General features: G+C 35.2%; 19 protein-coding genes. 18 read left to right on the top strand and 1 reads right to left on the bottom strand.

Features of this window, described 5'->3' with window-relative positions:
- Positions 1-11: 11 nt before the first annotated feature.
- From ruvA to ACEN2H_RS03810, 14 genes are all read left to right on the top strand, one after another.
- Positions 12-593 (top strand): Holliday junction branch migration protein RuvA, encoded by a 582-nt coding sequence (gene ruvA, locus ACEN2H_RS03875; protein WP_441730582.1) that lies wholly within the window; start codon positions 12-14, stop codon positions 591-593.
- Positions 594-616: 23 nt separating this feature from the next.
- Positions 617-7780, top strand: a complete 7164-nt coding sequence (sprA, locus tag ACEN2H_RS03870) for a cell surface protein SprA (RefSeq protein ID WP_441730580.1) — start codon at positions 617-619, stop codon at positions 7778-7780.
- An 87-nt stretch (positions 7781-7867) separates the two neighbouring features.
- Positions 7868-8248, top strand: coding sequence for a glycine cleavage system protein GcvH (gene gcvH, locus ACEN2H_RS03865; protein ID WP_441730578.1), 381 nt, complete (start codon positions 7868-7870; stop codon positions 8246-8248).
- Positions 8241-8624, top strand: a complete 384-nt coding sequence (locus tag ACEN2H_RS03860; RefSeq protein ID WP_441730576.1) for a VanZ family protein — start codon at positions 8241-8243, stop codon at positions 8622-8624. The genes gcvH and ACEN2H_RS03860 overlap by 8 nt, the downstream gene beginning before the upstream one ends.
- A 242-nt stretch (positions 8625-8866) precedes the next feature.
- A complete protein-coding gene (gene deoC / locus ACEN2H_RS03855) occupies positions 8867-9610 on the top strand; it encodes a deoxyribose-phosphate aldolase (protein WP_441730574.1) in 744 nt (247 codons plus the stop codon).
- 19 nt (positions 9611-9629) lie between these two features.
- Entirely contained in the window at positions 9630-11738 is a 2109-nt protein-coding gene (locus ACEN2H_RS03850) for a capsule assembly Wzi family protein (RefSeq protein WP_441730572.1), read from the top strand.
- 175 nt (positions 11739-11913) lie between these two features.
- Positions 11914-12816 carry a heme o synthase gene (gene cyoE / locus ACEN2H_RS03845; protein WP_441730735.1) on the top strand — a complete coding sequence of 301 codons (903 nt, stop codon included), beginning with the start codon at positions 11914-11916 and terminating at the stop codon, positions 12814-12816.
- A gap of 2 nt (positions 12817-12818) precedes the next feature.
- Entirely contained in the window at positions 12819-13406 is a 588-nt protein-coding gene (locus ACEN2H_RS03840) for a cytochrome c oxidase subunit 3 (protein WP_441730570.1), read from the top strand.
- 42 nt (positions 13407-13448) lie between these two features.
- A complete protein-coding gene (locus ACEN2H_RS03835) occupies positions 13449-14477 on the top strand; it encodes a cytochrome c oxidase subunit 3 (RefSeq protein WP_441730569.1) in 1029 nt (342 codons plus the stop codon).
- Positions 14478-14495: 18 nt separating this feature from the next.
- Positions 14496-14846, top strand: coding sequence for a cytochrome C oxidase subunit IV family protein (locus tag ACEN2H_RS03830; protein ID WP_441730567.1), 351 nt, complete (start codon positions 14496-14498; stop codon positions 14844-14846).
- Between the two features lie 78 nt (positions 14847-14924).
- A complete protein-coding gene (locus tag ACEN2H_RS03825) occupies positions 14925-15566 on the top strand; it encodes a hypothetical protein (RefSeq protein WP_441730565.1) in 642 nt (213 codons plus the stop codon).
- Positions 15567-15577: 11 nt separating this feature from the next.
- Positions 15578-16264 carry an SCO family protein gene (locus ACEN2H_RS03820; RefSeq protein ID WP_441730563.1) on the top strand — a complete coding sequence of 229 codons (687 nt, stop codon included), beginning with the start codon at positions 15578-15580 and terminating at the stop codon, positions 16262-16264.
- Positions 16265-16266: 2 nt separating this feature from the next.
- Entirely contained in the window at positions 16267-16806 is a 540-nt protein-coding gene (locus ACEN2H_RS03815; protein WP_441730561.1) for a DUF420 domain-containing protein, read from the top strand.
- Positions 16799-17035, top strand: a complete 237-nt coding sequence (locus ACEN2H_RS03810; RefSeq protein WP_441730559.1) for a hypothetical protein — start codon at positions 16799-16801, stop codon at positions 17033-17035. Before ACEN2H_RS03815 ends, ACEN2H_RS03810 begins: the two co-directional genes overlap by 8 nt.
- 11 nt (positions 17036-17046) lie before the next feature.
- On the opposite strand, the gene ACEN2H_RS03805 is transcribed toward ACEN2H_RS03810, so the two are convergent.
- A complete protein-coding gene (locus ACEN2H_RS03805) occupies positions 17047-18450 on the bottom strand; it encodes a DUF4403 family protein (RefSeq protein WP_441730558.1) in 1404 nt (467 codons plus the stop codon).
- Between the two features lie 169 nt (positions 18451-18619).
- On the opposite strand from ACEN2H_RS03805, the gene ACEN2H_RS03800 reads away from it, so the two are divergent.
- Genes ACEN2H_RS03800 through ACEN2H_RS03785 form a run of 4 tightly spaced genes read left to right on the top strand, consistent with a single transcriptional unit; the run spans position 18620 to position 22985 of the window.
- Positions 18620-19321, top strand: a complete 702-nt coding sequence (locus ACEN2H_RS03800) for an ABC transporter ATP-binding protein (protein WP_441730556.1) — start codon at positions 18620-18622, stop codon at positions 19319-19321.
- Positions 19314-20558, top strand: a complete 1245-nt coding sequence (locus ACEN2H_RS03795; protein WP_441730554.1) for an ABC transporter permease — start codon at positions 19314-19316, stop codon at positions 20556-20558. The genes ACEN2H_RS03800 and ACEN2H_RS03795 overlap by 8 nt, the downstream gene beginning before the upstream one ends.
- A 2-nt stretch (positions 20559-20560) precedes the next feature.
- Positions 20561-21826: an ABC transporter permease gene (locus tag ACEN2H_RS03790; RefSeq protein ID WP_441730552.1), complete on the top strand. Its 1266-nt coding sequence runs from the start codon at positions 20561-20563 to the stop codon at positions 21824-21826.
- A gap of 46 nt (positions 21827-21872) precedes the next feature.
- Positions 21873-22985, top strand: coding sequence for an efflux RND transporter periplasmic adaptor subunit (locus ACEN2H_RS03785; RefSeq protein ID WP_441730551.1), 1113 nt, complete (start codon positions 21873-21875; stop codon positions 22983-22985).
- Positions 22986-23054: the final 69 nt, after the last annotated feature.

The following is a 23054-nucleotide window of genomic DNA, read 5'->3' as shown; positions in this document are numbered from 1 at the left end:
ACAATTAATATATGATAGAACATTTACAGGGGAAACTAGTTGAAAAAACGCCAACACAAGTTATTATTGATTGTGGCGGTGTGGGGTATCAAGTAAATATCTCTTTACACACCTATTCATTACTTCCTAATGCTGATTTTATTAAGCTGTTTACCCATCTTCAAATAAAAGAAGATGCGCACACGCTGTTTGGGTTTATGGAGAAATCGGAAAGGGAGATTTTTAAATTGTTATTGTCAGTTTCAGGTATTGGAGCAAGTATAGCTAGAACAATGTTGTCGTCTTTAGATCCGAAACAAATTACAAATGCGATTGCATCGGGGGATGTAGTCACCATACAATCCATAAAAGGAATTGGGAGTAAAACGGCACAAAGAGTAATCCTTGATTTGAAAGAAAAAGTGCTTAAACTGTACGATTTAGATGAAGTTTCGATGTCGCAAAGCAATACAAATAGAGATGAAGCGTTATCCGCTTTGGAGGTTTTAGGTTTTGTTAGGAAAGCTTCAGAAAAGGTTATCGAAAAGATCGTAAAGGAGGACCCAGAAGCCTCTGTTGAAACAATTATTAAGAAAGCTTTAAAAAACTTATAAAAGAACTCAAAAGCACGAATTGTATGCGTAAAATTTGTATTTTTTTGCTGGTTTTATTTTGGGGTTTTGTGTCGCATGCCCAGGTGACTGAAGAAGCTCAGGATACACTAAAAACAGGTTTTTCTATAGGAAAACTCAAAATAAAAGACCCTCAAAGTATCATTTCGGCCTACACTTATGATCCCGTTACGGATAGGTATATCTATACGAATTCAGTTGATGGGTTTTCTATTAATTACCCTATAATATTAACCCCAAAAGAGTACGAAAGTTTAGTTTTGAAAGAATCCATGAGAGATTATTTCAAAAAGAAAACGGATGCCATTGATGGAAAAAAAGAAGGAAGTGAGGATGCAAAAAAAGATTTGCTGCCCAAATACTATATAAACTCTAGTCTTTTTGAATCTATTTTCGGCAGTAATACCATAGATGTTAAACCTACCGGTTCTGTGGAAATGGACTTGGGTCTTCGATACACAAAACAAGACAACCCTTCTTTTTCTCCTAGAAATAGGTCTAACTTATCTTTTGATTTTAATCAAAGAATAAGCATGAGCTTAATGGGAAAAGTAGGAACAAGACTGAATGTAAATGCCAATTATGATACGCAGTCTACTTTTGCTTTTCAAAACTTAATGAAACTAGAGTTTACACCTTCGGAAGATGATATCATTCAGAAAATCGAAGTGGGAAATGTTAGCATGCCTTTGAACAGCTCATTAATTAGAGGTGCACAAAGTTTATTTGGCGTAAAAACCCAATTACAATTTGGGAAGACGACAGTTACTGGAGTTTTTTCAGAGCAAAAATCCCAAACTAAAAGTGTAGTTGCCCAAGGCGGTGGAAAAATTGAAGATTTTGAAATGTTCGCTTTAGATTATGACAATGACAGACATTTTTTCCTTTCCCAATATTTTAGAAATAAATATGATGTATCGCTAAAAAACTACCCTTTTATAGACAGTCGAGTTCAAATTACAAGATTGGAAATTTGGGTTACGAATAAGCAAACCCGTGTTAATACTAATTCTAATAATTTAAGAAACATTATTGCACTTCAAGATTTAGGTGAAGGACAATTAACTGATTCGAATGGCGAACAAATTATTACTAGTGGAATAGTCGTTTTAGATCCTCGTCCTAATGATTTTTTTAGAACTGCAATAAACTCCCCAACGGATAATTCAAACAATAGATATGATCCTGCGTTAATAGGTAATATTGACGGTTTGCTTAAAAATGAAATTCGTGAAATAGTAACTTCAAGTTCAGGCTTTAATGTTACTGTTAGCGAAGGTCAAGATTATTCTAAATTAGAAAACGCAAGAAAGTTAAACCAGAATGAATATACATATAATGCTCAATTAGGATATATTTCATTGCAACAGCGGTTAGCTAACGATGAGGTTCTGGGGGTAGCATATCAATACACAATTGGAGATCAAGTGTATCAAGTTGGAGAGTTTGGAAGTGATGGGGTAGATGCGACAGTCGTAACGGGAACAGATGCTTCTCGAGCAATCATAACCCAAAGTTTAATTTTGAAAATGTTGAAGAGCAATTTGACGAACGTCAAAAACCCAGTTTGGAATTTGATGATGAAAAACATTTATCAGATCCCTGGCGCTTACCAATTGAAACAAGAGGATTTTAGGTTTAATATTCTTTACTCAGATCCTTCTCCTTTAAATTATATTACTGAAGTTCCAGGAAGCCCTTTTCCAGCTAACGCAACTCTAGGAAATAGAGTCGCAGAAACGACCCTGCTTAAGGTATTTAATTTAGACAAACTGAATTACAATAATGACCCTCAAACTGGAGGAGATGGTTTTTTCGACTTTATGCAAGGCATAACTATTGACTCTCAAAATGGTCGTGTAATATTCACTACCAAGGAGCCGTTCGGTGAATTGTTGTTTTCGAAGCTCTCAAATACTGGGAGCAGTGAAAATTATGATGATCAAGGTTCTTATAATCCAAATCAGCAGAAGTATGTTTTTAGAAATATGTACCGCAATACACAATCTGGGGCATTGCAGGATAGTGACAAAAATAAATTTTCATTAAGGGGTCGGTATAAATCATCGGGAGATGATGGCATCCCTATTGGGGCTTTTAATGTGCCAAGAGGATCAGTTGTCGTTACAGCCGGAGGGAGAATCTTAGTTGAAGGAGTTGATTATAGCGTGAACTATCAATTGGGGAGGGTCCAAATACTAGATCCTTCACTACAAGCTTCTAATACCCCTATTAATGTTTCATTAGAAAACAATTCTATTTTTGGTCAGCAAACCAGACGGTTTATGGGAGTAAACGTGGAGCACAAAATTTCAGATAATTTTTTAGTTGGGGGTACATTTTTGAAAATGAACGAAAGACCATTCACGCAGAAATCAAGTTTTGGTCAAGAATCGGTTAACAATACTATTTTTGGATTCAACACTAATTTTTCTACAGAAGTTCCTTTTTTGACTCGATTGGTAAATAAACTTCCGAACTTAGATACCGATGTGCCTTCAAATCTGTCTGTAAGAGGAGAAATTGCATTTTTAAAACCAGATTCGCCAAAAGCAGATCAGTTTGAGGGAGAATCAACTATATATGTAGATGATTTCGAAGGCTCGCAAACTACGATTGATCTACGTTCAGCCTTTGCTTGGAGTCTTTCTTCAACACCAGAAAGAAATGTTCGTAGCACTTATGATTTTAATGCCGTTGCCAATGATTTGAGTTATGGTTTTAAAAGGGCTAAACTAGCCTGGTACTCTATTGACCCTGTTTTTTACACCCAAAAACCTGCGGGAATTACAAATAATGATTTATCCTTCAATAGTACCAGACGAATATATAGTGAAGAACTATACCCTTTAACGGATATTGCGCAAGGGCAATCACAAGTAATAAACACTTTAGACTTAAGTTACTACCCCTCAGAAAGAGGGCCTTACAATAATGATGCGAATTTTAGCGTGAACCCTGCAGAGAACTTTGGGGGTATTATACGATCGTTAAACTCTACAAATTTTGAGCAGAGTAATGTAGAGTATATTCAGTTTTGGGTACTAGACCCGTACGAGGGGATAGGTAAGATTCCTCAAAACAACACAGGAAAAATCTATTTCAACCTCGGGGAAATATCCGAAGATGTTTTGAAAGACGGAAGAAAACAGTATGAAAACGGGCTCGGGCCAGATCAGATACTTGTAAATCCAAGACCTTTATGGGGTGAGGTTCCTGCTTCGCAATCTTTAATTTATGCATTTGATGCTAATGTGAATAATCGGACTAATCAAGATATTGGTTTAGATGGTTTGTCGAACGATGATGAAGGATCGGTTTATAATAATTTTGCCTCGGATTTAGATCCGGCGGGAGATGATTATACCTATTATTTGAACACTTCCGGTAGTATTCTAGAGCGGTATAAAGACTATAATGGAGTCGATGGAAACTCGGCAGTTGACATTGCAAATCCCAATCGGGGGTCGTCAACAGTCCCTGATGTTGAAGACATCAACAGGGATAATACCATGAATACGATCAACGCCTATTATGAATATAGTATAGACGTTCGGCCAAACATGGCAGTTGGTCAAAACTATATTACAGACATAAGAAATACACAAGTAACATTAGCTAACGGAGAAGTAACTGAATCGAGATGGCTTCAGTTTAAGATTCCCGTTTCGCAACCAGAAAACACCATTGGAAACATCTCTGATTTTAGATCGATACGTTTTATGAGAATGTTTATGACTGGTTTTAACCAAGAAGTGACAGTTCGTTTTGGCTCTTTAGATTTAGTGAGGGGAGAATGGAGAAGGTTTACTAATAGCCTCGATTTTAACGACACAAATGTGGCAGATGACAAAACAGATTTAGATGTCTTGGCCGTAAATGTTCAGGAGAATGGTGATAGATGCCCAGTAAATTATATCATACCGCCAGGGGTACAACGGGAACAATTGTATAATAACAATACACTTATTAATCAAAATGAACAGTCCTTATCTTTAAGAGTTTCAGGGGATGGACTCGAACCAGAAGATTCAAGAGCCGTTTTTAAGAATGTAAGTATTGACATGCGCCAATTCAAGAAGTTAAAAATGTTTTTGCATGCAGAATCTTTGCCTAATGAAATTGAGCTTAGAGATGATCAAATGGTCGGTTTTATTCGTTTTGGGAATGATTTTACTCAAAACTTTTACCAAATTGAGATCCCTTTGAAAGTAACCATGCCATCATCCAGTTCTGGGACAAATTGTTCTGCTTTGAGTGCTGAATTAGTGTGGCCAGAAGCTAACGAAATAGATCTTTCATTGGCCTTGTTGACTCAGTTAAAAATTCAAGCCATGAGTGTCGATTTGAGTACTTTGCCTTTGGACGGGATTTATTATCAAAATGAAGATGAACTTAACCCTGCATTGGCAAATAAGCCCAATAGATTAAGGTTAGGAATCAAAGGTAATCCTAATTTCGGAATGGTTAGAACATTGATGGTTGGTGTAAAAAGTAACGAAAGTCGTCAGGACATCAAAGGTGAGGTCTGGTTTAATGAACTTCGTTTAGCCGACATGGATAATCAAGGTGGAATGGCAGCCGTTTTGAACGTAGATTCGAATCTTGCTGATTTCGCTACTATTTCAGCGACAGGAAAGAAAAGCACAATTGGTTTCGGAGCTTTAGAGCAGGGCCCAAACGAAAGAAGTCGTGAAGATATTCAACAATATAGCATTGTAACCAATCTAAATCTAGGAAAAATGTTACCTGCGAAATGGGGTATTAATTTGCCTTTTAATTACGCTATTGGCGAAGAAACGATAACTCCTGAATATGATCCTTTTAATCAGGATATCAAATTAAAACAGTTGCTAGACAATACTAGTGATTCTGATCGGAAAGACAATATTACCAATAGAGCTATTGATTATACAAAACGTACTAGTATCAATTTCATCGGCGTCAGAAAGCAGAGAAGTCCCGAACAAAAGCAACACGTTTATGATCCAGAAAACTTTACTTTTTCTCAATCGTACAATAAAGTGGAGCGACATGATTTTGAGATTGAAGACTATGTAGATCAGCAAGCAAGTTCATCTGTAGATTATGCGTTCAATTTTCAATCAAAACCGGTAGAGCCGTTCAAGAAAATGGAATTCATGAAAAAAAGTGATTACTGGAAGCTATTAAGTGATTTTAATTTTAATTATTTGCCTTCTAATATATCTTTCAACACGAATATCAACCGGCAGTACAACCGTCAGCAATTTAGGCAGGTCGATGTTCAGGGAATTGGGCTTGATCCTTTATACAGAAGAAATTTTTCATTTAATTATCAGTATGGTTTTAATTATAATCTAACAAAGTCGTTAAAACTGAGTTACACAGCTTCGTCCACTAATATTGTTAAGAACTATTTGAATGAAGATAACGAGCCGATTGATAGTTTCACGATATGGGACAGCTACTGGGATATCGGAGACCCTAACCAACACATGCAACAATTGGTTGTGAATTATGATATTCCAATTAACAAAATTCCAATATTCAGTTTTATAAAAGCAAATTACTCTTATACAGGTGATTATAGCTGGCAACGTGCTTCAAATGCTTTATCACAAATAGTGATTGAAGGTATTGATTATAACTTAGGAAACACTGTTCAGAATGCACGTTCTAATAGTTTGAACTCAAGTTTTAACATGGATATGTTATACAAGTATTTGGGTATATCACCAAAAGGGAAGAAGCCGCCTGTTAACCGTAGGGCAGCAGCTCCAAAGCCCGGTGAAAAAGTAGTAAATACAGCTACCAGGCCAAAGGACAAAAATAATGAGTTCGTTGATGGGTTTTTAGGTGTATTAACCAGCGTAAAAAATGTTCAAATTAACTATACGGAGAATAGTGGTACCGTTTTACCAGGATATACTCCAAGTATAGGGTTTTTAGGGTCTTCAAGGCCTTCTTTAGGGTTTATTTTTGGAAGCCAAGATGATGTGAGGTATGAAGCGGCCAAAAACGGTTGGTTGACTAATTACCAGGACTTCAACCAAAATTTCTCTCAAGTGACCAATAGGATGCTGAAAGGGACTGCAAATATAGATTTATTCCCTGATTTGAAAATTGATTTGACCGCAGATCGCAACTATTCTAAGAATTTTTCGGAACAGTATGATGTCTCTGATGGTCAATATAACTCGCGTTCCCCTTATACATATGGCCTATTTTCAATATCGACTGTTTTAATTAAGACTGCTTTCTCAACTAGTGACGAAAGTGCTTCTCAAGCATTTGATGACTTCAGGTCTAATAGGCTTTTAGTGGCTACAAGATTGGCGTCAGAACGTGGAATTGATGTCAATAATCCCGCAAACCTAGATGAAGATGGCTATCCACTGGGATATAGCAAAAATAATCAGGCAGTGCTATTGCCGGCCTTTTTGGCGGCTTATTCAGGTAGTGATGTGTCTGGTGTTTCACTTGGGATTTTCAGAAGCTTGCCAATTCCTAACTGGGCAGTGAAGTATAGTGGATTAATGCGATATGATTTGTTCAAAAGAAATTTCAAAAGGTTCTCTTTACAACATAACTATAGGGCTTCTTACACAGTCAATCAATATCGATCTAATTTTGATTATGATAAAACTCCTAATGGGGTTGACGCTAGTGGGGACTTTTTTAATAAAACCATTATGTCTAATGTCAATTTGGTGGAACAATTTAGTCCGCTAATCAGAATGGATTTTGAATTGAAAAGTTCGTTAAAAGTGCTTACTGAGATCAAAAAAGACAGGGCGTTATCCATGAGCTTTGATAATAATTTATTGACAGAGGTAAAAGGAATTGAATATGTTGTAGGACTTGGATATCGCTTTAAGGATGTCATCTTTTCTTCAAAATTGGCAGACAATCCTACAGGCATAATTAAAGGAGATATCAACATGAAAGCCGATTTTTCCTATCGTAACAATCAGACAGTAGTCCGGTATTTAGATTACGACAACAATCAGTTGGCTGGAGGACAAAATATTTGGTCTTTGAAAATAACAGCGGATTATTCTTTCAGTAAAAACCTTACGGCTATATTTTATTATGACCATTCATTTTCTAAAGCAGTAATATCAACTTCATTCCCTTTAACTAACATTCGCTCCGGATTTACGCTTCGTTATAATTTTGGGAATTAAACTTCAGAATTCAAACTATATTTGAATAGAAGATTGTTACATTTGCCGAACAATAATTCAATTATCAATTATCAATTAGTATTTATTATGAATATACCAACAAATTTAAAGTACACTAAAGATCACGAGTGGGTTAGATTAGAAGATGAAATCGCGACAGTAGGAATTACTCATTTTGCTCAAAAAGAATTGGGAGATATTGTTTACGTTGAAGTGGAAACTTTAGACCAAACGCTAGAAAAAGATGAGGTTTTTGGTACGGTTGAGGCTGTAAAAACGGTTTCTGATTTGTTTCTTCCTTTATCAGGAGAAATTATAGAATTTAATAATGCTTTAGAAAACACTCCAGAAGCGGTAAATACAGATCCTTATGGAGCTGGTTGGATGATAAAAATTAAAGTTTCAGATGTTTCAGATTATGATTCGTTACTTTCAAGTGAAGCGTATAAAGAATTGATTGGTGCTTAAACAATTATTTTTTTGGGCGGCGTTATTATGGACAGGAATCGTTTTTACTCTAAGTTTAGTTCAGTCCAATAGTCTTCCGGTAATCAACATTGTGAATCTTGATAAGTATGTTCATGCTTTTTTTCATTATGTTTTTACATCACTCTGGTTTTTATTTTTAATAAGTCATTCGCAGAATAAAAGAATTTTTGTGCCATTAATGATTGCATTCACGCTCTCAGTTTTTTTTGGAATCGCAATAGAAGTTTTGCAAGGTTTATATACGACAACTAGAAGGGAAGATATTCTAGACGTTGCGGCAAATGTTTTCGGTGCAACTTTAGCTATTTTCACTATCGTTATGTATTATAGAATTAGACGTGTAGATAATAATTAAAATAAAGTTTAATCCCGCTTCGGCGGGATTTTTTGGTTTAACAATGAAGTGTTTTTTTATTTGATATTTAATTTATTGGCTGATTGGATTAGTTTTATTTAATCACTAAATTGGCCCTTTAACAATTGTGGTTTTTTACTAATTTTTATTGGTTAAAAGGGAATATCCATATTAAACTAATGCACATTTAATATATATTTTTGTGAACCGTTGATTATCATTTTCGTGAAATTTATAAAACAATGAACATCAAAGAATATTTAGATTCGACTTATTTAAAAACAGCAAGTCAGGCCGGAATTACTGAAAGCCAAAACATCCTTGTTGCTAAAAATTTTATTCAAGAAGCCATTGACGAAAACTTCAAGCTTATTATGATTCGGCCTAATATGGTCTCCATAGCTAGAAAGATGATTACTGATGCTAATTCGAACGTCGACATAGGAACTGTAATTGATTTTCCAGAAGGGAAGTCAGGACTGGAGGCCAAGCTTAATGAAGCGATTCAGGCGATTCAGCACGGTGCCGATGATTTGGATTTTGTTTGTAACTATGAAGCGTTCAAAGAAGGAAATGTTGATTTGTTAAAAGAGGAGATACTAAAATGTACCCAATTAGGATTAGAAAACAATAAAGTAGTTAAATGGATCATTGAAGTTGCAGCGTTAAATGAGAAACAAATTATACAGCTCTCTGCTTTAGTGAAAAACGTGGTAATTTCTAATTTTAAAGAGAAAGATTATGTGTCTGTTTTTGTAAAATCTTCAACAGGGTTTTATCAAACTGAAAATAACTTGCCTAACGGAGCAACAGTTTTATCTATTATGTTGATGCTAGAAAATGCATCGCCGCTTCCCGTAAAAGCTGCTGGTGGTGTAAGGACTTATCAGGAGGCTTTTGAGATGGTTCGATTAGGGGTAAAACGAATAGGTACATCTGGAGCAAAAGCAATTGCCCACGGGGAAAGCACGCAATCAGGATATTAAACTTTCAATCAAAATCAACATGGCAAAAGGTTTGTTAATTTTATTTTTATCATTTTCTTCTTTTTTTACATATTCTCAAAGTGGAAACATTAATTTATCTCCCGAGAGATTCCCGGTTTTTCCTAGATGTGAAAACTTAGAGTCTACGGCATTAGAAAACTGCTTTTATAATGAAGTGCAAGACTTTGTCTTTCAAAATTTTGTAGTGCCAGAAAGTCTCATAAAAAATAATTTTTCGGGAAACATAAAAGTGCTTTTTGAGGTGGACAATAGTGGTGTTTTTAAAGTGATTTATGTAAATGCTGTCGACGAGGAATTGATACTGGAGTCAAAAAGGGTCTTTGGTAAATTTGCCAAAATTACTCCACCCACCTATAACGGAAAGCCAACTTATTCAAAATATAATATCACAATTTCCATACCGTTGAAGAGTTCAGAAACAATGGCTTTAGAAACACTTGCGCGTGCTGATCTTTTGCCAAACAGTAGAGAAAAGCTTACCGAACTTGATAGTATTGTCTATAAAAAATATAACAACCCTGAGTTTGAAAGTCATTTAAATATTCCTTTGTCACATAGTTATTATGCACAGTTTGATGGTGCTTTAAATAAAGTAGGCAGTAATAATCATACAGCCTCAAAGCCATATACATATCTGGAGGTGGCAAAATATTACGACATTAAATCGGTAAATGATAAACTTAAGAAAAACGTCTCAGGTTGGTGGGCCAGAAAGTTATGGAATGAAAATACTGTTGAAATTCAAGGAGAGGGGTATTGGTTAACATTGAACCCTATTTTGGATTTACAATTAGGTAAAGCGTCGGATAGTGATGCGTCTTATACTTATGTGAACACGCGTGCGCTTAATTTTCGTGGTGGATTAGGGGACAAGCTTAATTTTACAACAACGGTTTTTGAAAGTCAGGGTCGTTTTGCTGATTACTTCAATCGGTATGCTGAATCCATAAGACCTGCAGGAGGTAATCCGGCAATCATTCCTGGTATCGGTATCGCTAAAAACTTCAAGACTGATTCATATGATTTTCCTTTGGCAGAAGCCAATATAACTTTTGCCCCAAGCAAGCACATTGATTTGCAATTGGGTTATGGGAGGAATTTTATAGGCGATGGGTATCGTTCTTTATTCGAAAGTGATGGGGCTAGTCCTTACCCGTATTTTAAAATAAACACCAATTTTTGGAAAATAAAATATACGAATACCTATATGTGGTTGAAGGATGTGCGTCCAGAGGTTACCCTTGAAAGAACCTATGCTACAAAGTTTATGGCGAACCATTATTTGAGTTGGAATGTGTCAAATAAATTGAATATTGGTTTGTTCGAATCCGTAATTTGGACTAATACTAACGATAGGGGTTTTGATGCGAGTTTTGTTAACCCAATTATCTTTTATCGTTCTGTGGAGTTTGCCTCGTCAGCCAGAACTGGAAATGCGTTGTTAGGTTTATCCTATAAGTATAAATGGAGTAATCAGATCAATTTTTACGGACAGTTCCTTCTGGATGAATTTTCTCTTGGAGATATAAAAAGTGGCGATAACAGTTGGAAAAACAAATATGGATATCAGTTGGGCGTTAAGTGTTATAATGCTTTTCATGTTGACAACTTATTAGTACAGTTTGAATACAATCATGTGCGTCCATATGTATATTCACACAGCGTGCCGATCACTAATTATGGCCATAACAACCAAAGTATTGGGCATCAGTGGGGTGGAAATTTCAAAGAATTTATTGCAATTGCCCGTTATCACGAAGGAAGATATTTTGCCGATGCGAAAATAACTGTAGGTACCCGTGGACTTGATTTTGATACTGTAGAGGACAACTATAATTACGGCGGAGATATCTATAAAGATTATGATGAAAGCAGGCCTTTTGATTCGGGTGTAAAAGTAGGGCAAGGCAATAAAACTGCTGTTTTTATAGCAGATATCCAAGCCGGATATTTAGTGAATCCCACAACAAACCTAAAGATTTTCGGAAGTTATATTTATAGAAGTTTTGACCCATCGATGAATACTGCATCAACTTTTATTAAAAGTACTAATTGGTTTACGGTGGGATTGAGGACTGATATTTTTAATTGGTATTTTGATTATTAATATATTCGTTTAAAATTCAAAGGTTTAGAAATGTAAATTTAACCTTAGATTTTGTCATTATCGATGCTGTATTTATCAGCCGATATTAGTAAAAAAAAATCTAAATTCTACGATATAATTTCATCGTGTAATGTGTACCTTTGCAGAAGTTTTATAAAGCCTCATGAAAACCGCATTGAATACTACGTCAAATACATCTTCCCTTAAAACGGTTTTTTTTGATTTTAAAGAAATCACAAAGGCAGGACTGGCGATCAGTGTTTTATTTTCTTCTATTGCGGGTTACTTTTTAGGCTTTAACAATCAACACCCTTTTCAATGGTCTGTTTTGATAATGCTTGCCATCGGCGGTTATTGTATGGTTGGGGCTTCTAATGCTTTTAATCAAGTTATTGAGAAAGACTTAGATGCTTTAATGAACAGAACTAAAAACCGACCCGTTCCGGCCGGCAGAATGTCTCCTACTACTGCGCTGCTGATAGCCAGTCTGTTGACTATAATTGGAATTTCTCTTTTATATATGATTAATCCCAAAACAGCAATGTTTGGTGCGGTTTCTATATTTTTATATACAAGTGTTTATACCCCATTAAAGACCGTGACATCTTTGTCTGTTTTTGTTGGTGCTTTTCCAGGGGCAATCCCTTTTATGTTAGGCTGGGTAGCTGCAACTGGAGATTTTGGGATAGAGGCTGGGACTTTATTTTTGATTCAGTTTTTCTGGCAATTCCCCCACTTTTGGGCTATCGGTTGGTTTTTATATGAAGATTATGAAAGAGCAGGTTTTTTCATGCTTCCAACAGGGAAAAAAGATAAAGGTACTGCGTTACAGGTTATTTTATATACCGTTTGGCTAGTTATAGCTTCCTTATTACCGTCTCTGGGTTATACGGGTAAATTATTTATATCGCCTATTGCTGCGGCGGTTGTTTTTTTACTGGGTCTTTGGATGCTCTACTATGCCGTGCAACTATACAAATTGAGAAGTGCAAAAGCAGCAAGGACTTTGATGCTAGTAAGTGTTTCGTATATCACTTTGTTACAATTCGTTTATATAATTGATAAATTTTTGAGATAATTATGGATATTACAATGACAAAAGACGAGCATAAGGCGAGGACGGCGAGATCATACAAATTGATATTGTTGTTTGCTATGGTCAGTATGACTATGATGTTTGCGGGACTTACAAGTGCGTTCGTGGTTAGCAAATCTAGGGTGGACTGGTTAAAGGATTTTGAATTGCCTACCGCATTCTATTACAGTACTCTGGTGATTTTAGGTTGCAGTGTTACTTTTCATTTGGCTAAAAAAGCCATTCAAAAAGACAATAAAGCTGCGACAACTACATTTCTTTTTGCTACTTTAGCCATGGGAATATTATTTGTAATTTTGCAGTTTGTAGGGTTTGGCCAAATTGTAGAGAACGGCTATTATTTTACAGGAGCTGAGAGTTCAATTACAACTACATTTCTATACATCGTGACGGTTGTGCACTTGATTCACCTTGCAGGTGGGTTGATTTCACTACTAATTATAATTTATAATCATTTTAAACAAAAATACAATTCGAGTCAAACTCTTGGAATAGAACTAGGTGCGATGTACTGGCACTTTCTTGATTTCTTGTGGGTTTATTTATTTGTATTTTTATATTTCTTTAAATAAGAAAAAAACGTAAATTTGGGAACTTTTTAACGAATAACTTTTATGGGATCGACAGTTACTACTGCAAATAGTGAAGAAAAAACTTGGGGAGGCGGCAATGAGCCAATGGGAGCGAGTTATGGTAAATTAATGATGTGGTTTTTTATCGTATCGGATGCCTTAACGTTCTCTGGATTTTTAGCAGCCTATGGTTTTTCTAGATTTAAATTTATCGAAACGTGGCCTTTGGCAGATGAAGTGTTTACTCACTTCCCCTTCATGCACGGCGTTTCTGCGCCAATGTATTATGTGGCGTTAATGACTTTTATTTTAATCTTTTCATCTGTAACGATGGTTTTGGCCGTTGACGCAGGTCATCAAATGAAAAAGGACAAAGTTGTTATTTATATGTTTTTGACCATTATCGGTGGTATGATATTCGTAGGTTCACAAGCTTGGGAATGGAATAATTTCATTAAAGGCGAATACGGTGCGATCGAGACAAAAGGAGGTAGTTTACTTCAGTTTGTTGACAAAGACGGACATCGTGTAGCACTTTCTGATTTTTCTGAGAACTTTCATTCAGAAAGAGAGCAGTTGACAAGAAATAAAGGAAAGTGGTTTATGAGTGAGCCTTCTTTACCATCCTACACGGTAGCAGAGGTTCAGGCTGGTTTTAAAGCGCATCCCGATCTACTGATAAGAACGGAGGTTATTTATGAAGCAGATGAGGCAACGATGAAAGATGCTAAAATCAATCATGAATTAACTAAAATTAAGCACAAAACAATCCTGACAAGAGAAGAATCCTTGTTGAGGTTAGGACAGGCTACCTACGTTGTTGAAGGTGCAAATCTGATAAGAAACGAATATGGGAGTAAATTATTTGCTGATTTCTTTTTCTTTATAACTGGTTTTCACGGTTTTCACGTTTTTTCAGGAGTAATTATAAATATCATTATATTTTTTAATGTACTTATTGGGACTTACGAAAAAAGAGGGAGTTATGAAATGGTAGAGAAAGTTGGTTTGTACTGGCACTTTGTCGATTTAGTTTGGGTATTCGTTTTTACAGTATTCTATCTAGTTTAATTTTTAAAGATTATTATTATGTCACACGTACATGTATCAAATACAAGTAGAATTTGGAAGGTTTTTGGAATTTTATCTGCTGTTACAATTATAGAGGTTATTCTAGGAATTCTTAAACCAGAAGTATTACACTTAAATTATTTCATGGGAATGAATTTACTAAACTGGATATTTTATGCTCTAACTATATATAAAGCGTACTATATTGTATTCGCTTTTATGCATATGGAGGGCGAGAAAAGTAGCCTTAGATCCGCAGTTGTTTTGCCTGTTATATTTTTAATATTATATTTACTTTTTATATTACTAACTGAGGGTAATTATATTTATGGGGTTTTTAAAAATTCCACTATTAAATGGAATTTTTAACAAAATATTAATTCAAAAAAAGGGTACGCATTGCGTGCCTTTTTTTATTTTTGCAGTTTAAATTTCAGTACCGCTACAATGAAAAAAAATATTGTTCTTTTTGTTCTTTTTGTATTGCCAATTGTTGCTTATCTTTTTTTTGCATCCGGTGTTAATAGCTTTACGAAACTGCCCATTATCACTCCAAGCATTCCTGATTTTGGGAATTGGGAAACTTTGAATAATGAAAAGGTTAGTCTGGACAATAAAATCACCATTTTGGGTTTTGCTGGCACCGATGTTGTTAAACATAGAGGGAACTTATTCAATCTTAACGAGAAAATTTATCAACGGTATCATACTTTTAAGGACTTGCAGTTCGTTATGGTCTGCCCTTTAGGAACAGAAAATGATATTAGGAGTATTATGGATGCATTAGATGAATTTACTGATGTGTCGCAATGGCATTTTGTTTTTACTACCCCAGAACAGATTAATGAATATTACAGCCAGTTAAAACTAGTTGGGAAATTGGATGAAAACTCTGGCACCTCTGATGTCTATATTGTTGACAAAAAGCGAAATCTTAGAGGTAGAAAAGAAAAGAAGGGTTATAAAGAGGGTTATGATACTTTTCATCCCGCCGAATTGAGTAATGAGATGTTAGATGATTTTAAGGTGATTCTTTACGAATACCGTGCTGCACTCAAGAAAAATAATAATGCCACAAAGCAACTTTAAAGTTATAGTTTATGTTTAAAAATAAATCTTACATCGGTATTTCATTTATAATTCTCATTTTTGGAATTTATGCAGTTCCCAAGATTATTTCAAGGATACAAAATAATGAAATTGTACAAGGGGATCGTTTGGACCTAGTGACGGGAGGAAATAAAGAGGGCGAGATGTTGACAAAAATAGGGCCCGCACCAAAATTTGAGTTGCTTAACCAGGACAATATAAAAATCAGCAATGAGACCTACCTTGGAAAAGTGTACGTGTTGGAATTTTTCTTTACTACTTGTCCATCAATTTGTCCAAAAATGAATCAAAGTATGCTGTTGATTGAGAAAAAGTTTTTTGGCAATCCAAATTTCGGAATAGTTTCGATCACGATTGACCCATCTCACGATACACCAGCTGTTTTGAAAGCGCATTCAGAGTTGTTAGGTGTCAAGTCTTCTAACTGGAATTTCCTAACAGGCGATAGAGAGTATATATTTAATTTGGCCAACAAAGGCTTTAACCTTTATGCAGGAGAGAATAGTAATGTAAAGGGAGGTTTCGAGCATTCAGGCTTGTTCGCTTTAGTAGACAAAAATGGAAATATTCGTTGCAGGAAGGATGACTTTGGTAATCCGATCTTGTATTATGATGGTTTAGAGAAAAAAGGAGTAAGGGATATACAGCAAGACATAGCAATATTATTAAAAGAATAAAAATGGAAAACAACTCTCTTGAAAAAAAGTACAATAGTCTAATAATAGTGGTCTCGGTTGTGATCCCAATTGCGGTTGCGCTGCTTTTTACAGTTAAATTAAAAGATTTTGGTATACAAGTTACACCACTTTCTTTTTTACCTCCGATTTACGCTGCAATAAACGGGCTTACGGCTGTAGTTTTAGTTGCAGGTGTCCTAGCTATAAAAAACGGAAAACGCAAACTCCACCAGCGATTTATGACGACAGCAATTGCACTTTCTCTTGCTTTCTTGCTGATGTATATTGCCTATCACATGACCACGGACTCTACTAAATTTGGAGGTGGAGGAATCATTAAATATGTTTACTTCTTCATACTTATTACGCATATTATCTTGTCTATAATTGTTATTCCTTTAGTTTTGGTTACATATGTTCGTGCTTTAGCTCAGGTATTCGATAAACATAAGAAAATTGCCAAAATTACTTTTCCGATTTGGCTATATGTTGCCGTTACTGGTGTTGTCGTATTTTTAATGATATCTCCATATTATGTTTAGTAAAAGTAAATTACAGACTTGTTTTGTAGCCGTAACTTTATTTGCTCTTTCTATTTCGGCAAATGCACAATGTGCAATGTGTCGCGCTGCTTTGGGTGGTGACGGCAATAAGATTCAAGCCCAAGCGGTAAATGATGGTATAGTGTATTTAATGATGATTCCTTATGTTTTAGTAGCCGGTGTTGGTTTTGCCGTTTATAGATTGTACAAAAAGAAGAAAGCAGAATAATTTTTGAGCAGCTATTTCAGCCCGTTGATTGAAATATTGATTTCTCCGTTTACTGTAACTAAAGCAATAATGGCATTGTTCGTTAGTTCAATTTTTTTAAATTTGAATTCTTCTATTTTCCCGTTAACAAAGATACCTGGTAGTGGAGAGTAATTATCCAGAAAGCTCATGATGGTTCGTTTGCCATCATTTAAATTTGTCTGGATAGAGTAACGGCAGTTTTGCTTAATTTTACTTAAAATTATAGCTTGTGCAAGCCAGTTTGCTGTTCGCATCAGTTTGTTTTTTGTGTCCAATACATATTCTAGTTCGTCAAAATATATTTCTTTTTTTTCGTCGTCGTATTTAGGTAGACCAGATAAATAGAGTACTCCGTTCACAGATCCTAATACTTCCAAAGCAATTACCATTTTACCGTCTTTGTGCCAAATGGAGACATTTTGAACTGTAATTTTTTTTCCTCCTGATCCAAATTCTTGTCCTCTGAAGTTTTTTGTTATTATTCTAGACGCATCGTAATAACTTGAAACAGCAACGACATTTGCCTTTATTTGATTTTGAACTTTTATTACGGGCTTTAAGGTTATCTTATTGATGTCAATTTTGGATTCTGGTCGCGCTCCTATTAAGGTCTCCATATTGCATTTCATGCCCATTTGTAATTCAAATGAGTCTTTTTTTAATTTGGCGGTGGTGGAGTATATTTCAATTGGTATAATTCTAAGCCAACTCTCGTAATTGTCATTCATTCGGAAAGGATTGCAAATTACTTCTAAGGCTTCCAATACATTAGGTTTAAAGTCCATAGATTTTGAAATTGCATCGTCTATTTTTTTTTCTATTTTTGACTTAAATAGTTTTATTGCAGGGTTTATAAGGTAGGTTATTGGAACATTTTTTCCAATGAGGGACATTGTTGGTGCGTCACTCCATTCTAATGATTTTAATTCGGTCTTAGTTTTTAACTGCCAATTAGTTAAGGAAACCTCACTGATCAGAGTAACTATGCCACTTAAATTAAATTCTCTTGTATCGTAAAGTTCAACGCCCATAGTTTTTGTGCCGATTCTGTATTTGACTATTGCCTTCAAGGGTAGAACGGTTTCTATTTTTTCTTTCGATGTAGCATTGGCATTTTTGATTGTTATCGGTGCCAATTTCCAAATTTTAATTTCAATGTCATCATCCTGGATGTTATTGTCGTCGTAAATCAGCCCATTCAAGAGCAAATTAGTTTTGTTCTCGATATCTTTCAGTTTAATGTTAATGGGTAGATTGATAAAGGAAGGACTGTTTTCATAAATGAGCGGAGAAGCATCATCTGGTTCTGGTCGTAAAGTATTGATTTTTTGAGAAGTACTACAGCTCAATAATAAAGAGCAAAGAAAGGCAAGATTCACTATGTACTTTAGCATTTTTATCGTATTTTGATATTGTAAAATTACTAAAAGAAATATATTTTCTCATAAAACTGTAACATTTTATATTAAATCAGGTCTTATTGTTTAAAAGTATTAAATGGCTAGCAGTTGTTAGTTTTGTGACTTTTTTAGTAAATTTATTTTTTATTTAAAGTTGGAAATAATGATTGAGATTAAAGACTTACATAAATCGTATAAAGTTGGGGGTTCGGAATTGCATGTCCTTAAAGGGGTAAATTTCAATATAAAGGAAGGTGAATTGGTTGCTATTATGGGATCTTCTGGTTCTGGAAAATCAACATTGCTCAACATTCTTGGTATTCTTGATGAAGCCGATGCTGGTCATTATGTTCTGGATAAAGTTCCTATTAAAAACCTTAACGAAACGATTGCTTCTCGATATCGAAACCAATTTCTGGGTTTTGTTTTTCAATCTTTCAATTTGATTAATTATAAAAGCGCTCTGGATAATGTGGCTATGCCGTTGTATTATCAGGGTATCAAAAGAAAAGAACGTAGCGAAATTGCTATGAGTTTTCTAGAAAAAGTAGGTTTGGCTTCGCATTCTCATCATTTACCGAACGAGCTTTCAGGCGGGCAAAAACAGCGGGTTGCTATAGCTCGTGCATTAGCTTCTAATCCAAAAGTTTTATTAGCTGATGAGCCGACGGGTGCTTTGGACACAAAAACATCGTACGAAGTCATGGAGCTCATTCAGGGAATTAATGACGAAGGAAAAACTATTTTGATTGTTACTCACGAACCTGATATCGCCGCTATGTGTAAACGAAATGTGGTTTTGAAAGATGGTTTAATCATAGATGATAAATTAGTTGAACAAGTAAGAGCGTCCGCATATGTTTAATATAGAACGCTGGCAGGAAATTTTTGAGGCTATTGCTAAGAATAAGCTGCGAACTTTTCTTACGGGTATTTCCGTGGCATCTGGAATTTTCATTTTGGTGATTCTTTTAGGCGCAGGACGAGGGCTTCAAAACGGAATTCAAAAACAATTTGAGCGTGATGCCGATGGTTTAATTTCCGTGTGGTCAGGAACTACGACAAAAGAGTACAAAGGATTAAATCCCGGAAGACAAATTCAATTCAGGAATAGTGATTATGATGTGTCAGTTCAGAAATTTAAAAATCAATTAAACATAAAATCGGCTAACTATATTTTTTGGAGTGGTATTTTAGTTTATGGAAAAGAGACAGGGAATTATCGTTATATAGGAGTTTATCCCGATTATTTAGCGGTAGAAAATGCAACGGTTATTGAGGGGAGATTTATCAACGAAAGAGATGTTCTCAATAGCGAAAAGGTAACGGTTATTGGACAGAAAGTAAAACTAGATTTGTTTAAAGATAAAAGTCCCATTGGAGAACAACTAAGCATCGACAATATCAATTTTAAAGTAGTGGGTGTTTTCACGGATCCTGCGGGAGAACGAGAGGAAACTCGTGTTTATATCCCTCTAACGACTACGCAACAAGCTTTTGGAGTAGGAGATAAGATTAGTGTTTTGGATTTTACTCTTTCCAAAAAAGAGACTTATGAAGAGGCTTTGGCTCAGTCAAACCAATTTACCGAAGAGTTAGGACAATTGTTAAGAAGTAAAAATACTGTGGCCCCCGGTGATAATGGGGCGATTGATATTAATAGTTCTATTAAAAATGTCAAACAGTTCTATGATTTGAATTTGTACATCCGATTATTCTTTTGGTGGGTAGGAATTTGTACTATAATTGCTGGTGTTGTGGGCGTGAGTAATATTATGTTGATCATCGTGAAAGAGCGCACTAAAGAAATAGGAATAAGAAAAGCACTTGGCGCTTCTCCTCTTTCGATTATTGGGATGATTTTGCACGAATCAATTTTCATCACAACCATCTCAGGGTTTGTTGGACTCATATCTAGTTTGGCGCTTCTAGAACTCGTAGGGCCGCAAATACAAAGTGATTATTTTTTAAACCCCGAAGTTGATTTCGGTGTGGCATTGACCACACTGGTAATATTAGTATTTGCAGGAGCTTTGGCTGGATTTTTTCCAGCTTATAGAGCCGCTCAAATAAAACCAATTATAGCACTTAGAGACGAATAATTATGTTTGACAGAGACAATTGGGATGAAATTTTAGAAGCCTTGACGGCTAATACCTTTAGAACGATTCTAACAGCTTTTGGTGTTTTTTGGGGAATATTTATTTTGGTAATATTGCTTGGAGCTGGGAAGGGTTTGGAAAATGGCGTTAAAAAAGGATTTGACGGTATTGCAACAAACACAATGTTTATGTGGTCGCAATCTACATCAAAACCCTATAAAGGTTTACCGCCAATAAGGCGGTTTGATTTTAAAAATGCTGATGTAATTGCTTTAAAAGAAAGTTTTCCTAATTTATTGTATGTTTCTCCGCGCAATCAATTAGGTGGTTTTGAAGGAGCGAATAACGTGGTAAGAGGAACAAAAACAGCAGCATATACTATTTACGGAGATTATCCAGAACTCATCAAACAACAACCCATGGATATTATAAAAGGGCGATTTGTGAATCATCAGGATATCGTTGAGAAACGGAAAGTGGCTATTATTGGACAAGGAGTAATAAGTGGATTGTATGAAAAAGGAGAAGAAGTTATAGGGACTTATATCAAAGTCAACAGTGTCAACTTTATGGTTGTAGGAGTTTATAATTCAAAATCTAGAAATAACGGTAATGCTGAATCGGCTCAAAAAGAAATTTTTGTTCCATTTACTGCTTTTCAGCAAGCTTTTAATTATGGTGATACTGTGGGTTGGATGGCGCTAACTGCTCGTGATGAAACATCAATTACACAACTCAAGCCTGGAATTTTAGAATTTATGAAAGCCAGACATTCGATCAACCCATTAGATGACAGGGCTATTGGAAATTTTGATTTGTATGAAGAATTCAGTAAAATACAAGGTCTTTTTTCTATTTTAAACTTCATTGCTTTCTTTGTAGGAACCCTTGTGTTACTTTCAGGTGTAATAGGAATTTCTAATATTATGCTTATCGTTGTGAAAGAACGTACTAAAGAAATAGGCATTAGAAGAGCTTTGGGAGCAACTCCCGGAGCAATACGATCCCAAATATTATCCGAAGCCATTTTTTTAACTATAATTGCTGGAATGTTTGGAATCGCCGCAGCAACAGGAGTACTTTGGGTTGTCAATAAGATTTTAGATTCTATGCCAAGTGAAGACATGATGTTTGCAAATCCAAGTGTCGATTTGTCAATAGTATTCTTTGCGTTAATAATATTAGTAGGTTCCGGCTTATTAGCGGGATTTATACCTGCACAAACAGCGATAAACGTAAAGCCAGTAGATGCTTTAAGAACAGAATAAATTATCAATCAATCAGAAAATAATAACCGATTAAATTACAGATCAAATGAAAAAAGGAGCAACGATATCAATTTTAATTTTTATAGCAGTAGTGTTTTTTGGGGCGCTATATTATTTGTATGCTAAAAACCAAGAATCTCCAATAGTTTTTAAAACCGATAAGGCAGAAATAAAAACAATTATTAAAAATACGATTGCCACTGGAAATATTGTTCCGGATGAAGAAGTCTTGATTAAACCGAATATTTCTGGAATCATCGAAACAGTTTACATTAAGGCTGGTGATGATATTAAGGCAGGAGATTTAATTGCAAAGATCAAGGTAGTGGCCAATGTTTCAAATTTAAATAGCTCCCAAAATCAGGTTAAGACAACTAAAATCGCTTTAGATAATCAAGAGAAATTATTTAAAAGACAAAAAACTCTTTTTGATAAAGGCGTTATTTCTGCCAATGATTTTGATGCAGCACAATTAGCTTATAAACAAGCGAATCAGAATTATGCAGCGTCCAAACAAAGTTTTGATATCGTTAAAACGGGGACAACTTCAGGTCTTGGAAACTATGCCAATACTTTAATTCGTTCTACCGTTACTGGAATGGTGCTTGATGTTCCTGTAAAAGTCGGGAATCAAGTGATTGAAAGTAATAATTTTAATGAAGGAACCACAATTGCCAGTGTTGCTGATGTAGGAAGAATGATTTTTGTGGGTAAAATTGACGAATCAGAAGTTGGTAAAATAAAAGAAAAGTTGGCTCTTGAAATCACAGTTGGTGCTATTGAAAACAAAAAATTTGAAGCAGTTTTACAATATATAGCGCCAAAAGGAGTGAAAGAAAACGGAGCTATTCAATTTGAAATTAAAGCTTCTTTGCCAAATAAAGAAAACACTTTTATTCGTGCTGGTTTGAGTGCAAATGCTGCTATTATTTTGGAAAGAGCAGACAAAGTTTTAGCAATAAAAGAATCGCTAATTCAATTTGATAAAAAGACACAAAAACCTTATTTGGAAGTGGAAACCTCGAGTCAGAAATTCGTCAGGAAAAATCTTGTCTTAGGCGTTAGTGACGGTATTTATGTAGAAGTAATAAAAGGAATTAATGCCAAGGATAAAATAAAAGTTTGGAATCTAGGCTTGAAAACAGAAGAACCAAAGTAATAGAATGGTGTTAAAAAAGAATTTAAGTTTTAAAAAAAATATAAAATATGTGTGGTACCTTTGCTACGC

The organism is Flavobacterium sp. W22_SRS_FP1, assembly GCF_052113685.1.
Taxonomy (GTDB): domain Bacteria; phylum Bacteroidota; class Bacteroidia; order Flavobacteriales; family Flavobacteriaceae; genus Flavobacterium.
This window is presented reverse-complemented; position numbering and strand designations above follow the sequence as displayed.

Excerpts from the sequence above, each read along its gene's own strand:
- ruvA (WP_441730582.1), top strand. The coding sequence starts at position 12 with ATGATAGAACATTTACAGGGGAAACTAGTTGAAAAAACGCCAACACAA.
- sprA (WP_441730580.1), top strand. The coding sequence starts at position 617 with ATGCGTAAAATTTGTATTTTTTTGCTGGTTTTATTTTGGGGTTTTGTG.
- gcvH (WP_441730578.1), top strand. The coding sequence starts at position 7,868 with ATGAATATACCAACAAATTTAAAGTACACTAAAGATCACGAGTGGGTT.
- deoC (WP_441730574.1), top strand. The coding sequence starts at position 8,867 with ATGAACATCAAAGAATATTTAGATTCGACTTATTTAAAAACAGCAAGT.
- ACEN2H_RS03850 (WP_441730572.1), top strand. The coding sequence starts at position 9,630 with ATGGCAAAAGGTTTGTTAATTTTATTTTTATCATTTTCTTCTTTTTTT.
- ACEN2H_RS03840 (WP_441730570.1), top strand. The coding sequence starts at position 12,819 with ATGGATATTACAATGACAAAAGACGAGCATAAGGCGAGGACGGCGAGA.
- ACEN2H_RS03835 (WP_441730569.1), top strand. The coding sequence starts at position 13,449 with ATGGGATCGACAGTTACTACTGCAAATAGTGAAGAAAAAACTTGGGGA.
- ACEN2H_RS03830 (WP_441730567.1), top strand. The coding sequence starts at position 14,496 with ATGTCACACGTACATGTATCAAATACAAGTAGAATTTGGAAGGTTTTT.
- ACEN2H_RS03825 (WP_441730565.1), top strand. The coding sequence starts at position 14,925 with ATGAAAAAAAATATTGTTCTTTTTGTTCTTTTTGTATTGCCAATTGTT.
- ACEN2H_RS03820 (WP_441730563.1), top strand. The coding sequence starts at position 15,578 with ATGTTTAAAAATAAATCTTACATCGGTATTTCATTTATAATTCTCATT.
- ACEN2H_RS03815 (WP_441730561.1), top strand. The coding sequence starts at position 16,267 with ATGGAAAACAACTCTCTTGAAAAAAAGTACAATAGTCTAATAATAGTG.
- ACEN2H_RS03810 (WP_441730559.1), top strand. The coding sequence starts at position 16,799 with ATGTTTAGTAAAAGTAAATTACAGACTTGTTTTGTAGCCGTAACTTTA.
- ACEN2H_RS03805 (WP_441730558.1), bottom strand. The coding sequence starts at position 18,450 with ATGCTAAAGTACATAGTGAATCTTGCCTTTCTTTGCTCTTTATTATTG.
- ACEN2H_RS03800 (WP_441730556.1), top strand. The coding sequence starts at position 18,620 with ATGATTGAGATTAAAGACTTACATAAATCGTATAAAGTTGGGGGTTCG.
- ACEN2H_RS03795 (WP_441730554.1), top strand. The coding sequence starts at position 19,314 with ATGTTTAATATAGAACGCTGGCAGGAAATTTTTGAGGCTATTGCTAAG.
- ACEN2H_RS03790 (WP_441730552.1), top strand. The coding sequence starts at position 20,561 with ATGTTTGACAGAGACAATTGGGATGAAATTTTAGAAGCCTTGACGGCT.
- ACEN2H_RS03785 (WP_441730551.1), top strand. The coding sequence starts at position 21,873 with ATGAAAAAAGGAGCAACGATATCAATTTTAATTTTTATAGCAGTAGTG.